This is a genomic window from Carnobacterium divergens DSM 20623 (genome assembly GCF_000744255.1).
In the GTDB taxonomy this organism is placed as follows: Bacteria; Bacillota; Bacilli; order Lactobacillales; family Carnobacteriaceae; genus Carnobacterium; species Carnobacterium divergens.
In genome coordinates, this window is record NZ_JQLO01000001.1 from 337671 (window position 1) to 351590 (window position 13920).

Sequence of the window (13920 nt, forward strand, 5' to 3'; positions counted from 1 at the left end):
CTAAATTAATGATTATTTTTTTCAAAATTCAACAACCATTCTTTCGTCGTTAAGCCAATTTCCGAAGAGCCGCTGTAGCCAACCAGCTTGCCATTTTTACCAATTACCCGATGACAAGGAATCACAATTGGAAAAGGATTATTGCGATTCGCTTGCCCAATAGCCCGGACCGCCTTTGGATTTTCAATGGCTTCAGCAATATCCCCGTAACTTTTTGTTTCGCCATATGGAATTTTTCTTAACGCCTGCCAAACGCTACGTTGAAAAGGAGTGCCTGAATGAATCGAAAGAGGAACCGTAAATTCAGTTAAATTGCCTGAAAAATAAGCTTCTAATTCTTCTTTCAAAGCCAAACAAAAAGGCTCATCATGAGTAGAATTTAGCGTATCCTGCGGGTGAATCGTTAAATTATGAATACTAGTAATACCAAATTCATCTTCTTTTAATTCAAGTAAACCGACTGGGCTTTCGACTAACATAAAGGACCTCCTTGTCTCATTTGATATAAGTTGCTTCTATTATAGTAGAAACAGTTGGACAATAAAAGGTAAATTCATCCTAATGAACGAACTTTAAGAAAAAATAAGAAAAGATTGCTATAATAAAAGAAAACGAATTCTAAAAGAAAAGAAGGCTGGTTAGATGGAACGCATTCATATTTACCATACAAACGATCTCCACTCACATTTTGAAAATTGGCCACGAATTCAGGAATTTTTACTAGAGCAACGTGAGTATGATCGTCAAAAAAATGAAGAAGTATTAATTTTTGATATCGGCGACGCCTTAGACCGAGTTCATCCTTTAACAGAAGCCACTGATGGCAAAGCAAATATCGCAGCCTTAAATCAAATTCATTATGACGGTGCGACAATTGGCAATAACGAAGGCGTAGGAAATTCAAAAAAACAATTGAATCAGCTCTATAGCGAAGCCAATTTTCCTGTTTTGCTGGCTAACTTAATCGATAAAGAAACAAATTTAAAACCAGAATGGGCAGAGTTATTTAAAATTTATCAAACAAAATCAGGACATCGAATCGGCGTCTTTGGTTTAACGGCTCCCTTTCCAACTAGCTATGAACCTAATGGCTGGCATGTGATTGAGCCCGATGATTGTATCCCCGAACTACTAGAAATTCTAATTCCAATGGTAGATAGTATTTTCTTATTATCCCATTTAGGAATTGAAGAAGATCGTAAAATTGCAAACATGTATCCGATGATTAATCTGATTATGGGTTCTCATACGCACCATCTATTGCCAACCGGTGAGAAAAATCGAGAAACTTTTGTGACAGCAGCCGGGAAATTTGGTCAACATATTGGACACATTACCTTGGAACTAGCTGCTGGTAAAATCCAACATGAAAAAGCCGAAGTCATTGCTACTTGTTCACTTCCTCCAACAGCGAATGAAGCAAAACTGATTTCAGACTATGAAGAACAAGGGCATATTCAATTAAAAGAACAAAAAATTGCCTATTTACCAAATGCCTTCTCCATAAGCTGGAAAGGCTCATCTCAGTTAGTCAATTTAGGATTAAAAGCCATTAAAGATTATGCACAAACAGAAGTTGCGATTGTCAATGCGGGTCTTTTTATGAAACCTTTGCAAAAAGGAATCATTTCTAAAAACGACTTACATCAAATATTGCCGCACCCAATGCGAGTTTTAACTTGTACGTTAGACGGAGAAAATCTGGAACGTTTGATTTTAGAAATGGAAAAAAACCGTAACTATTTACGCTATTTCCCTATCAAGGGACTGGGTTTTCGTGGGGAATTATTTGGTGAAATTTGTTACGATGGCATTTCCTATGACAATGAAAGCCAGACCGTTTATTGGCAAGGAGCGAAAGTAGAACCTCAAAAAGAGTATACACTCGCAACTGTCGATCATTTTTTATATGTTCCTTTTTTCCCAACGATTGAAATCAAAGGAAGAAACCAAGTTCTGTTTCCATTTTTTATTCGCGATGTTTTAGGACAATATTTAAAGAGAAACTATCCAATTGCTTAAAAGTTCAGTATAATAGATAAGAACATGAAAATTTGAAGATACGACTTTACGTGGCTTCATTTCATCATAACTAAAATAGGGCGGTGACAAAATGACCCAGGAAAATAAAACAAAAGAACCTAAGCAAGAAGTAATGGAAGCAGCAGTAGTTGAAGAAGTGGCTGTGACTGAACCAGTAGAAGAAAATCTCTTAGTTAAACGAATTGATGAAACAACCATTATGATTGAAGAACAAACCTATGAGATCGTTTTAAACTATCGAGAGGCATTTGATGCTGAAAGACTTTCAGAACGATACAGTGAAATTCTATCAAAATACGATTACATCGTAGCCGATTGGGGTTTTGAACAATTAAGACTAAAAGGCTTCTATGATGATAAAAATCGAAAAGTTTCGCAAGATCAACGCATCAGTACGCTACAAGATTACCTGTATGAATATTGTAATTTTGGTTGTGCTTACTTTGTGTTGCAACGAGTTGGGGAAGTGAAAAAAGAAAAGAGTTTTAAACCAAAAAGATCACGGAACCGTCCAACTAATTCAAATCCTAAAGCAGTAACGACAAAGCCAGAAGCAAAATCACAAAAAAATAAAACAACCAAACCAAACAACACAGCACAAAAAGCATCTAAAAAGAATTTTGTAACAAAAGACGTAACGCAACCAAAACAAGTACAGGTTGTTCAAAAACAAAAGCAAGAACCAAAAGCAAAAATTAAAACAGTAGAAGAAAAAAATGGGCAACGTCACTTTAACATTCGTCGCAATGACGTTGAACAAGTTAAAAATAAATCGTAAGGGGCTTATTACTTTGACTTATAAAGGTTATTTAATTGACTTAGATGGCACGATGTACCGAGGAAAAGAACCAATTCCTGCAGCAACTAGATTTATAGCGCGTTTACAAGAAGCAAACATTCCTTTTTTATTTGTAACAAATAATACAACGAAATCTCAAGAAGAAGTAGCAGAAAATTTAGCGACTAATTTTGATATCCATGTTTCAAAAGAAACCGTTTATACTGGATCAGTGGCAACTGCTAGTTATTTAAAGTCATTGGATAAAGGCAATAAAGTGTTTGTAATTGGTGAATCGGGTTTAAAACAAGAATTACACGAAGCAGGCTTTATTATTGAAGAAAAAAATCCAGATTATGTAGTTGTAGCCTTGGATCGTCAAGCTCGCTATCAAGATTTTGAAACAGCGACGTTAGCCATTCACAATGGAGCTCGTTTTATTTCTACCAATAAAGATACTAATCTACCTAGTGAAAAAGGATTAGTTCCAGGAGCAGGTGCGTTGACGGCGTTATTGATAGCTTCAACAAAGCAGCAACCTACCTATATTGGGAAACCAGAAGCGATTATTATGAATGAAGCTTTAGGTGTGATTGGTTTAGCAAAAGAAGAGGTCCTAATGGTTGGAGATAACTATGAGACAGACATTATGGCAGGAATCAAAAATGACATCGATAGCTTACTCGTGTTTTCTGGTTTTACAAAGCCAGAAGATTTGCTCAACGTCAAAGAGCAGCCTACTTATAAAGTCCCTTCATTAGATGATTGGTCATTAAGATGAAACAAAAAGCAATTCAACTAGGTGGAGTCACGCTATTGATTCTATTTATTCTGTCAATTTCAATTGCGCTGACAATTAATGTAACGATTCTTTATCGCGTAGATATCTCGTTATTAGCAATTGATCAACAGTCAGGCTTGTCGAAGGCAGTATTAATGGATAATTACCATCAATTACTGAATTATTTAAACCTCCCTTGGATTCGATCATTAGAAATGCCAGATTTTCCTAGTTCTGCGAATGGATTGAATCACTTTTTTGAAGTGAAACGGTTATTTTTAGTTGATTACCTAGTTGTGCTTATCAGTGGAATAGGAAGTCTTTTCTTTATCCGCTATTTAAAAAGATACCAATTAGGTTGGACGTTGATTAGACCCTTTCAAGTATTAATAGTAGCTCCAGTTGTGCTTGGAGTTGTGATGATGATTAGCTTCGATCAATTGTTTATCGTATTTCATGAAGTCTTGTTTAACAATGAAGATTGGATGTTTAATCCATCAACAGACCCAATTATTAACGTGCTTCCAGAAGCCTTTTTTATGCATTGCTTTATTTTAGCAATCTTATTAATGGAAATTCAATTTATTATTGGGTATTATTGGTCAAAAAAACAGATTCGCATCTAAGCGAATCTGTTTTTTTTAAGCTGTTTTTTTCATCTTTCCACGAATAAACGTAACAATCATTGGAATTAATGAAACAAAGATAATCCCTAAGACAACGATTGTAAAATTGTCTCTTACATAAGGAATATTTCCAAAAAAGAAACCAGCTAGGCAGCATAGCAATACCCAAACCGCGCCACCGATAAAGTTGTAACGGATAAAGTAACCATAATGCATCCGACTTGCACCCGCAATAAAAGGAGCAAAAGTTCGAATGAAGGGCATAAAACGAGCAATTAAAATTGTTTTTCCGCCATGCTTATTAAAGAAAGCTTCTGCTTTTTCCATTTTTTCTTTATTTAAGACTTTTCCCAGCAAACTATCTTCTGGAATCGAAAGCCCAACTTTTTTCCCAATTTCATAGTTTACCGTGTCTCCAATAATAGCGGCAGCCGCAAAAACAGCGATGAGAATCCAAATATTTAAATGGATAGCGGGTAAAGCTGCTAGCGCACTGGCTGCAAACAGTAGAGAATCACCTGGTAGAAATGGAAAAATGACTAATCCAGTTTCAATAAACACGATTAAAAATAGTATGACATACGTCCAAATTCCAAATTGGTCAATAATTGTTACTAAATGCTGATCAATATGTAAAATAAAATCGATCAGTCCATAAATGACAGACATAATTAAGTTCCCTCTATTCTTATTTTAGTATTAAACGTAATAATTGTAGCATAAAAACAAGTCTCTGAGTATCTATTTTCCAATTGTTTAAGGAATCTTACAGATAGCTAGGCAAGGACTTCACTGGGTAATATCACTTTTAGTAGGATCTGAATGGGCTAAACGACTAGCAGCAGCTGCTGCAATAGCTCCAACGATATCATCTAAAAAAGTATGAATTTCGCCAGGAACATGACTATTTAAACGTTTTAAAATACCTGGTTTTACTTTATCAATGTACCCAAAGTTGGTTAACCCAATTGATCCATAAACATTCACAATAGAAAGAGCCATAATTTCGTCAATTCCGTACAAGCCCTCATCTTCAGCGATAATATCTTGTAACGGTTGAATCAATTTATTTTCTTCAGCTAGTATATCTAACTGAATTCCTGTAATAATAGCATTTTGAACTTCGCGTTTTTTCAAAACAGCATGCACATTTTCTAAACAAATAGCCAACGTTAAATCTTCAATATAAGATTGTTGTAAAAACATAACAAGCTCGGCGATATCTGTCAATTCAACTTTACGTTCTTTCAATAACTCTAACGATTTACGATATAATTCTGTTGTATCTTTTACCAAATTCATCCACTCCATTCTATCTATCTAGTATACCTTATTTCATAAAAAAATTCATAAAGCAAAGCGAATGATTCCGCTAGTACTTGTAAACCATGTTATACTAACCCTAACAGATTAAAAAAAGGAGGGTATAAATGAAACCAATCGTTGAATTTTGTGTTAATAATGTAGCAAATGGCGGACAAATTGTCCTCGATAAATTAGAAGCAGACGATCTAGTAGAAGTTGTTACATATGACTGTTTAAATGAATGTGTCATCTGTGCGCAAGATTTTTTTGCATTAGCAGAAGGCAAACTAGTTCGTGCAAAAACAACAGATGATTTAATCAAAGGTATTTACCAATCGTTAGAAGAAGAAGGTTGGCTATAAAAAAACACCGTTACTAGTAGAAAGTAACGGTGTTTATGCGTTTAAAATAGACTAGTACTATGCATGGGTTGAACTCTTGAATCTGGATTGATGTAACTCATTGCATTATTAATCGCAGTAGGAGCTTCCCCAAAACCTGCAGCAATCAATTTGATTTTGCCATCATACGTACAAATGTCACCAGCAGCATAAATGCCTTCAATCGTTGTTTCCATCTTACTGTTCACCACAATCGCATTTTTATCGATTTCAAGTCCCCAATCTTTAATACTCCCAATTGAAGAACTAAAACCATAATTTACTAAGAAATTATCAACTTCCAGATCTTCAACCCCGTCACCTCGGACTTCCTTTAAGGTGATACTCGTTAAACTCTTCCCACTACCATTGATTTTTGCAGGAACAAAAGGCGTTTTTAAGTGAACTGAAGATTGAGCCAATAAGGAAACACTATGTTCATGGGCTCGGAATTGATTTCTTCGGTGAATCAGAAAAACCTCTTTAGCAATTGGCTCTAACATCAAAGCCCAATCGACAGCTGAATCTCCACCGCCACAAACCGCTACTTTGCGATCCTTAAATTGTTCCATATTATCAACAAAATAGTGAAGAGAAGTTCCTTCAAACTGACGAGCATGTTCAATTTCCAATTTACGTGGTTGGAAAGCGCCATTACCAGCAGTCACAATAATCGCTTTTGAATAATGAATGCCTTGATCTGTTTCTAAAACAAATAATTTATCTTGATTTTTAGTAACGACAAGAACTTCTTCTTCTAAACAAATCGTTGTATCAAACCGCTCCATTTGTTTGGTTAAATTATGAACTAAATCCTGCGCCTTAATTTCTGGAAACCCAGCAATATCATAAATATATTTTTCTGGGTATAGAGTAGAAAGTTGGCCACCTAATTTAGGTAAGCTTTCAATGATTTTTACTTTTGCGTTTCGCATGCCCCCGTAGAAGGCAGCAAACATACCAACAGGTCCACCACCAATGATGGTTATGTCAAATACGTCTTTTGTATGTTCCAATTTAAATTCCTCCATACTTGAAATGGGATTGCTCTGAGAATGATTATCAGTATAGCACAAATTCCCTTAGATTACATATAAAGAATAAAACTAAAAAAACTTTAATCTCAATTCTATGATAAATAGAAGAAATTAAAGAAGTAAAAGATTATAAAACATGAAAAAGGGACATTAAAAAATGAACAAAATAAGCGATACAAACACCCGTTACCATTCCAAATAACACTTCTAGTGGTTTATGACCTAAATATTCTTTAATGTGTTTGTCTTTTTGCTGCTCTCTACGCAACGATTCTTTAGCCTGTTGATCTTTTAACTTTAAATTTTGCAAATCAATGATTAGTTGATTTAAAACAAGACCCTGTTCACCACTTTGTCTACGAACACCCATCGCATCAAACATCACAATGACGCCAAATGTGACAGCGATTGCCACTAATGGGGAGTTCCAACCATGCTGAATCACTAATGAAGCAATCAGCGCAGTAACACTAGCTGAGTGAGAACTAGGCATCCCGCCTGTTGAGGCTGCTAAAGCCCATGTTGTTTTCTTTTTTAGCAAAAAAGCAATCGGAACCTTTACAACTTGTGAAAAACAAATAGCTGTCAAAGCGGAAATTAAAGGGAAATTGGTTAGAAAGCTCATCGACATCATCCTTTAAAAAATTAAGATTTTTAATAACTTCATCATATCATGAATTGTTCCTAGAGAGGAGATTTTTCAAAAATTTAAAAAGAAAAGTTGGCAAAATAGCTTAAATTTAGTTATGATAGACAAGTAAACAAAAAGTAGGAGGTTTTATAACAATGACTCAATTTCCACAACTAACAACAGAAGTAGCAGAAAATGAAGAACTAGTTACTTTAAAAACAACAATGGGTGATATTAAAATTAAATTATTCCCAGAAGTTGCCCCTAAAACAGTTGAAAACTTTTTAGGACTAGCTAAAAAAGGCTATTACGATGGTGTGATTTTTCACCGTGTAATTCCTGATTTTATGATTCAAGGTGGCGACCCAACTGGTACAGGTATGGGCGGAGAAAGCTTGTGGGGAGATTCATTCAATGATGAATTTTCAAAAGAAGTGTTTAACTTAAACGGTGCACTTTCAATGGCTAACGCTGGACCAAACACAAATGGCAGCCAATTCTTTATCGTATCAAACACAAACGTACCAGAAAACATGGTGTCACAATTAGAAGGCGCGGGCTATCCAAAAGAAATCATCGAAGCATACTCTAAAAATGGTGGAACACCATGGTTAGACTTCCGTCATTCAGTTTTTGGTCAAGTCGTTGACGGTATGGATGTCGTTTATGAAATTGAAAAAGTAAAACGTGGACCTCAAGATAAACCTGTAAATGGTGTTAGAATTGAATCTGTAGAAATCGCATAAACTAAAACTGCTCAACTCTGAAAAGATTTGAGCAGTTTTTTTATAAAAAAATGAAAACGCCCTCATTTTCATTCGGATTTATGCTACAATAAATAGGAAAAAGGGAAGAGCTAAAAGGAGAGTAAAAAAATGAACTATGGCGCAATTGAAGCAGGTGGCACAAAATTTGTTTGTGCAGTTAGTAATGAAGCATTTGAAATCATCGAACGAATCAGTATTCCAACGACAACCCCAGAGGAGACTCTTCAACAAGTATTTGCATTTTTTGATAATTACCAACTAGATGCAATCGGAATTGGCTCATTCGGTCCAATTGATGTTAATTTAAAATCCAGCACATACGGCTATGTTACAACAACCCCAAAAGTTGCTTGGACAAACTATGATTTTCTAGGTGCAGTAAAAGAGCGTTACCAGATACCAGTAGGCTGGACAACAGATGTTAATGCCGCAGCGCTAGGTGAAATCAAAAAAGGCGCAGCAATAGGAACCGAAAGTTGCCTTTATTTAACCGTTGGAACAGGAGTAGGTGGTGGCGCTGTCATGAATGGAAAGCTACTACAAGGATTTGGACATCCAGAAATGGGACATATTTTAGTCCGTCTTCATCCAGATGAAACCTATAAAGGTACTTGTCCTTACCATGAAAATTGCCTAGAAGGCTTAGCAGCAGGACCGGCAATCGAAGCACGTCACGGGAAAAAAGGACATCATTTAGCGGATGAAAAACACGTTTGGGAAATGGAAGCCTACTATTTAGCGCAAGCATTGATGAACTACACGTTGATTTTAAGCCCAGAAAGAATTGTATTGGGTGGTGGTGTGATGAAACAAGAACAATTATTCCCACTAGTACGTCAAGAATTTAAGAAAATGCTAGCAGGTTATGTTCAAGTTCCTCCATTAGATGAGTACATCGTCCCACCAGCACTTGGAGATAATGCTGGAATTACAGGTTGCCTACTACTAGCAGCAGACAGTCTATAAAAAATACCATTCAGTCCTTTAAAGACTGAATGGTATTTTTAATGAGTAAACGCATATTTAATTCGTTTTAACCCTTCGACTAAAGTTGTTCTTGATGTGGCAATATTCATCCGAAGAAATTGACTACCAGCAGGACCAAAGTCAATGCCTGCATTCAACCCAATTTTTCCTACCTCCACAAAATGCTGAGTCAAGGCTTGGTCCTCTAATCCTAAAGAAGAAGCATTAAACCAAACTAAGTAAGTTCCTTGTGGTTTGACAACCATTACTTCAGGTAATTCAGTTGCAAAAAAGTCTACTACCAAAGCTAAGTTTCCTTCCAGATAGTCTAAACAGTCAGCTAACCAATCATCACCTAATCGATAAGCTGCTTCTGTTGCTACATAACCGAAAGTATTAATGCCACTTTGTTCTGATTTATGTTGTTCTTGAACCAATAGATTTCGTAAACCTTCATTATAAACGTAAATCATTGAATTCTTTGTTCCAGCCATATTAAATGTTTTTGTTGCAGCCGTTAAGGTAACAACAAAATCCTGATAACGTTCATCAATCGTTACGACTGAAGTAAAACGATGTGGATTAAAAATCAGATCACCATGAATCTCATCACTTACTAAAATAACCTTGTATTTATAACACAGTTCACTAAGCTGTATCAATTCGTCTTTTGACCAAACTCGTCCACCAGGATTATGAGGATTACATAAAATAAACAATTTTACATCCTTTGTTTTGAATTGCTGTTCTATTTCTTCAAAATTCATGACAAACTGGTTATCTTTAATTGTCAGTTCAGAACGAAGGACCTTTCGTTGATTGGCAGTAATCATAGACGTAAAGGGAGGATATACTGGATCGTGAATCATAACGTTATCCTCAGGTGAGGTAAAGGCATTGACAACTAACGCGAGACTAGGCACAACACCTGGTGAAAATAAAATAGCCTCTCTTGTTAAAGACATATTGTGTTTCTGTTGCTGCCAATCAATAATTGCCTCATAAAGTGAATCAGGTGCTTTTGTATACCCCAAAACAGGACAGTTTTCCAAGGTGTTTTTTAAAGCATCCAACACAACTTTTGGCGTTTTAAAATCCATATCAGCAATCCACATTGGTAAAACCTCAGTTGATCCATAACGATCTTCCAACGTATCCCATTTAATCGAGTTTGTTTCTAAGCGATTAATAACCTCATCAAAATGACTTTCCATAAAATTCCCCCTTAAATAAAAACATTCTATATAGAGTAGTATACTGCATTGAAGACGTTTTCTCAAAAATAGTTACACGAATAAATAAGTAAAAATTCCCCATTTCTAAAAAAGTGGTGCTATAATGAACTAGAATTGATTCATGAAAATCTAAACAAAAGAGGTGAAAACATGAACTACAAAATCGGAACTATTGTAAAAGGCAAAGTAACCGGCATTCAGCCATACGGAGCATTTGTCTCGTTAGATAAAGAAACGCAGGGACTTGTTCATATTTCAGAATGCAAACATGGCTTTGTTAAAAATTTAAATGATGTTCTTCAAGTTGGAGAAGAAATCGAAGTAATGGTTATTGACGTTGATGAGTACACTAAGAAAATCAGTTTATCAATGCGATCACTTGAAGAAAATGTTACATTCCAATACCACCATAAAAAACGCAAAAACAGGCAAGACAAAGCAGTCAAACCAGGATTTCAATCCATTGCGAAAATGCTACCAAAATGGATTGAAGAAGCTAAAAAAGATGAGAAAGCCCGAAACAATTAATTAATTATTAATTAGAGCTTTTAATTTTAAAAAATTATGTTATGATACAAATTGTACTATTTCTAGAAGTTAAAATTATAGTGTGGGGTGCATATAAAATGATTGAGAAACAATGGGTTGCAGGAACCGTAATGGCTCTTGATAAGGATGGAAAGTCCGTATTTTTAGTTGCCAATCAGTCTGGCAAAGCAGATGACTTTTCTTTTCCGGCAACAAAACTATCAAAAGATAGAACTGGTTTAGCCAGTATTTTAGAAGATTTAAAAGAGAAATTAACCATTGAAGTCTCATCATTAAATTTATTTGAACTAACAAATGCCGTAGTAGATGACATGCGAATTCCTTTATTTGTATTTGAAATGCCAAAAGAAATGGAAAATTTAGAAATGCTTTTAAAACCTTCAGAATCCAATTTGTCATGGCAGCACACAAGTGCTTTGAGAGATGCATTGAAAACTTGGGAAATCTCAGGAGTACCACAATTTTAAATATAACTAAAACAGGAAGCTCTTATTTAAAAGAACTTCCTGTTTTTTCTTGCATTTTCCTTCAAAAACTACTAAAGTAGAAAGGGAATACAAAGCTTGTAAAATTTAATATCGGAGGGTAAAATATGCCACATATTCAATTTGATTATTCAAAAATCGACCAATTTTTACAACCACACGAAGTTGATTACTTACAACAACAAGTAACAACGGCAGATGAGATGCTACGTAAAGGAACAGGACAAGGCAGTGACTTCTTAGGGTGGATTGATTTACCAACTGCTTACGATAAAGAAGAATTTAGCAGAATTAAAGCTGCAGCTAAAAAAATTCAATCAGATTCTGAAATCCTGATTGTAATTGGTATTGGCGGTTCTTATTTAGGAGCAAAAGCTGCTTTAGACTTTTTAAACCACTCATTCTATAACCTAATAGGCAAAGAAGACCGTAAAGCACCACAAATTTTCTTTGCTGGAAATAGCATTAGTTCAAGCTACCTACATGATTTAATTGAAGTAATTGGCGACCGTGATTTCTCAGTAAACATCATTTCAAAATCAGGTACAACAACAGAACCTGCAATCGCATTCCGCGTCTTTAAAGAATTACTAATTAAAAAATACGGAGCAGAAGAAGCTAAAAAACGTATTTATGCAACAACAGACAAAGCTCGTGGCGCTTTAAAAGAAGAAGCCAACGCAGAAGGATACGAATCGTTTATTATCCCAGATGATGTAGGAGGACGTTTCTCTGTTTTAACACCCGTTGGATTATTGCCAATCGCAGCAAGTGGAGCAGATATTGATGCTTTAATGAAAGGTGCTGCTGACGCTAGCGTTGCTTATTCAAGTGATAAACTAGAAGAAAACGAAGCATATCAATATGCAGCTGTTCGTAATGCTTTATACCGCAAAGGAAAAGTAACCGAGCTTTTAATCAACTATGAACCAAGTCTACAATACTTCTCAGAATGGTGGAAACAGTTATTCGGAGAGTCAGAAGGAAAAGACCAAAAAGGCATCTATCCATCAAGTGCAAACTTTTCAACTGATTTACACTCCCTAGGACAATATATCCAAGAAGGACGTCGCAATATCTTTGAAACAGTTATCAAAGTAGACAAAGCACGTCATGATATTAAAATCCCAGTAACAGAATCAGACTTAGACGGTTTAGGTTATTTACAAGGAAAAGAAATTGATTTTGTAAACACAAAAGCATTCCAAGGAACATTATTGGCACACACAGATGGAGAAGTTCCTAACTTGTTAGTTACAATTCCAGAAACAGATGCGTACACATTAGGCTACTTGATGTACTTCTTTGAAATTGCAGTAGGAATTTCAGGTTATTTAAATGGTGTCAATCCATTCGACCAACCAGGAGTCGAAGCTTATAAAAAAAATATGTTCGCCCTTTTAGGTAAACCTGGTTTCGAAGAGTTAGCAAAAGAATTAAATGAACGTCTATAAAATATCTCATTAAACAAACTAAATAGACATGTACTTAAAAGTGCATGTCTATTTTTATATCTTACTATAGAAGAAAAGAGGGAAAAATGAATACACAACTAAAGTTAAACAAAGCCAGTATGAAGGAGTACACACTTATAACTGATTTGTTGATAGAATCTGCAAAATGGTTAAAAGCAAAAGGTTCTAAGCAATGGAACGGCATTTTGGAAGGAAAGGACAATCACGATACAAAATCAGCTATTGAAAGAGGAGATGTTTTTTATTTTACTAAGGGAGATGCCCTAGCCGGAATGTGTATTTTGTGGAATAAACAAAGTTCATGGGATCAGGAACTTTGGGGAGTAGACAAGAGTGATCATTATTTTTACTTGCATCGATTAGCGATTAATCGTCATTATTCAGGTCAAGGTATAGCGATGGAAATTCTCACTGAAGTGGAAAAATATAGCAAATCTAAAGGTAAAAAAGAAATTCGATTGGATTGTATTGCGGATAATAAAGTTTTAAATGCATTATATCAAAATGCAGGATTTAACTTTTTTAAAACAATTTACCAACATGATGCAGGAGAACAAATAGCAGATTTCAATTTGTATAAGTTAGATTGCTAAGTCTAAGCAATCTAACTTATCAATAAACACGTATGTAATAAGGTTTAACATGCGTTAAAATACTGGATTATCCAGTATGAAATCGGGTCTATAAATAGAATTGTACGGCTTATTAAAAAAATGTATAAAAATGTGTAGATTTCTATTGACCAATAATCAGAAACTTGGTATAGTAGTTGATGTCGCTAAGAGCTAATAACTCCTAGAAAGACATTGAAAAATGTTTTTAAATAAGTGTTGACAAACATTGATTGAATGTGATAATATTT

Annotated in this window: 17 protein-coding genes; 11 read left to right on the top strand and 6 right to left on the bottom strand. The window is 35.2% G+C overall.

Translation table 11 applies throughout. The annotated features are described in order from the left end of the window. Nucleotides 1-5 precede the first annotated feature (5 nt). On the bottom strand, nucleotides 6-479 hold the full coding sequence (locus BR52_RS01610) for a methylated-DNA--[protein]-cysteine S-methyltransferase (protein ID WP_034568575.1): 474 nt from the start codon (nucleotides 477-479) through the stop codon (nucleotides 6-8). A gap of 163 nt (nucleotides 480-642) precedes the next feature. On the opposite strand from BR52_RS01610, the gene BR52_RS01615 reads away from it, so the two are divergent. The 4 genes from BR52_RS01615 (at nucleotide 643) to BR52_RS01630 (ending at nucleotide 4228) form a co-directional block, all read left to right on the top strand. Further along, nucleotides 643-2022, top strand: coding sequence for a bifunctional metallophosphatase/5'-nucleotidase (locus BR52_RS01615; protein ID WP_034568577.1), 1380 nt, complete (start codon nucleotides 643-645; stop codon nucleotides 2020-2022). A 91-nt stretch (nucleotides 2023-2113) separates the two neighbouring features. Beyond that, entirely contained in the window at nucleotides 2114-2821 is a 708-nt protein-coding gene (locus tag BR52_RS01620; protein ID WP_034568579.1) for a YutD family protein, read from the top strand. Between the two features lie 13 nt (nucleotides 2822-2834). Then, a complete protein-coding gene (locus BR52_RS01625) occupies nucleotides 2835-3602 on the top strand; it encodes a TIGR01457 family HAD-type hydrolase (RefSeq protein WP_034568581.1) in 768 nt (255 codons plus the stop codon). Further along, a complete protein-coding gene (locus BR52_RS01630; RefSeq protein WP_034568582.1) occupies nucleotides 3599-4228 on the top strand; it encodes a TIGR01906 family membrane protein in 630 nt (209 codons plus the stop codon). The genes BR52_RS01625 and BR52_RS01630 overlap by 4 nt, the downstream gene beginning before the upstream one ends. 15 nt (nucleotides 4229-4243) lie before the next feature. Here the strand turns inward: BR52_RS01630 and BR52_RS01635 are convergent, their stop codons facing one another. Continuing rightward, a complete protein-coding gene (locus tag BR52_RS01635) occupies nucleotides 4244-4888 on the bottom strand; it encodes a DedA family protein (protein WP_199198186.1) in 645 nt (214 codons plus the stop codon). 129 nt (nucleotides 4889-5017) lie between these two features. Next, nucleotides 5018-5530, bottom strand: coding sequence for a phosphatidylglycerophosphatase A family protein (locus tag BR52_RS01640; RefSeq protein ID WP_115588678.1), 513 nt, complete (start codon nucleotides 5528-5530; stop codon nucleotides 5018-5020). Nucleotides 5531-5658: 128 nt separating this feature from the next. On the opposite strand from BR52_RS01640, the gene BR52_RS01645 reads away from it, so the two are divergent. Beyond that, entirely contained in the window at nucleotides 5659-5895 is a 237-nt protein-coding gene (locus BR52_RS01645) for a DUF1450 domain-containing protein (RefSeq protein WP_034568588.1), read from the top strand. Nucleotides 5896-5936: 41 nt separating this feature from the next. Here BR52_RS01645 and BR52_RS01650 read toward each other — a convergent pair whose 3' ends face one another. Continuing rightward, nucleotides 5937-6944 carry an NAD(P)/FAD-dependent oxidoreductase gene (locus tag BR52_RS01650; RefSeq protein ID WP_034568590.1) on the bottom strand — a complete coding sequence of 336 codons (1008 nt, stop codon included), beginning with the start codon at nucleotides 6942-6944 and terminating at the stop codon, nucleotides 5937-5939. Nucleotides 6945-7077: 133 nt separating this feature from the next. Continuing rightward, on the bottom strand, nucleotides 7078-7575 hold the full coding sequence (locus BR52_RS01655) for a divergent PAP2 family protein (protein WP_034568592.1): 498 nt from the start codon (nucleotides 7573-7575) through the stop codon (nucleotides 7078-7080). A gap of 161 nt (nucleotides 7576-7736) precedes the next feature. Between BR52_RS01655 and BR52_RS01660 the strand changes: the two genes are divergently transcribed. Further along, nucleotides 7737-8327, top strand: coding sequence for a peptidylprolyl isomerase (locus BR52_RS01660; protein ID WP_034568594.1), 591 nt, complete (start codon nucleotides 7737-7739; stop codon nucleotides 8325-8327). A 129-nt stretch (nucleotides 8328-8456) separates the two neighbouring features. Further along, complete coding sequence (locus BR52_RS01665) at nucleotides 8457-9314, top strand: ROK family protein (RefSeq protein ID WP_034568596.1); 858 nt, start codon at nucleotides 8457-8459, stop codon at nucleotides 9312-9314. 38 nt (nucleotides 9315-9352) lie between these two features. On the opposite strand, the gene BR52_RS01670 is transcribed toward BR52_RS01665, so the two are convergent. Further along, nucleotides 9353-10528: a MalY/PatB family protein gene (locus BR52_RS01670; RefSeq protein ID WP_034568598.1), complete on the bottom strand. Its 1176-nt coding sequence runs from the start codon at nucleotides 10526-10528 to the stop codon at nucleotides 9353-9355. A gap of 171 nt (nucleotides 10529-10699) precedes the next feature. On the opposite strand from BR52_RS01670, the gene BR52_RS01675 reads away from it, so the two are divergent. From BR52_RS01675 to BR52_RS01690, 4 genes are all read left to right on the top strand, one after another. Next, complete coding sequence (locus BR52_RS01675) at nucleotides 10700-11077, top strand: CvfD/Ygs/GSP13 family RNA-binding post-transcriptional regulator (protein ID WP_034568599.1); 378 nt, start codon at nucleotides 10700-10702, stop codon at nucleotides 11075-11077. A 98-nt stretch (nucleotides 11078-11175) separates the two neighbouring features. After that, the gene (locus BR52_RS01680; RefSeq protein ID WP_034568601.1) at nucleotides 11176-11565 is read left to right on the top strand and encodes a hypothetical protein; all 390 of its coding nucleotides are present in this window, start codon (nucleotides 11176-11178) and stop codon (nucleotides 11563-11565) included. A gap of 125 nt (nucleotides 11566-11690) precedes the next feature. Further along, the gene (locus BR52_RS01685) at nucleotides 11691-13037 is read left to right on the top strand and encodes a glucose-6-phosphate isomerase (protein WP_034568603.1); all 1347 of its coding nucleotides are present in this window, start codon (nucleotides 11691-11693) and stop codon (nucleotides 13035-13037) included. Nucleotides 13038-13123: 86 nt separating this feature from the next. After that, the gene (locus BR52_RS01690) at nucleotides 13124-13651 is read left to right on the top strand and encodes a GNAT family N-acetyltransferase (RefSeq protein WP_034568606.1); all 528 of its coding nucleotides are present in this window, start codon (nucleotides 13124-13126) and stop codon (nucleotides 13649-13651) included. The last annotated feature ends 269 nt before the right edge of the window (nucleotides 13652-13920 follow it).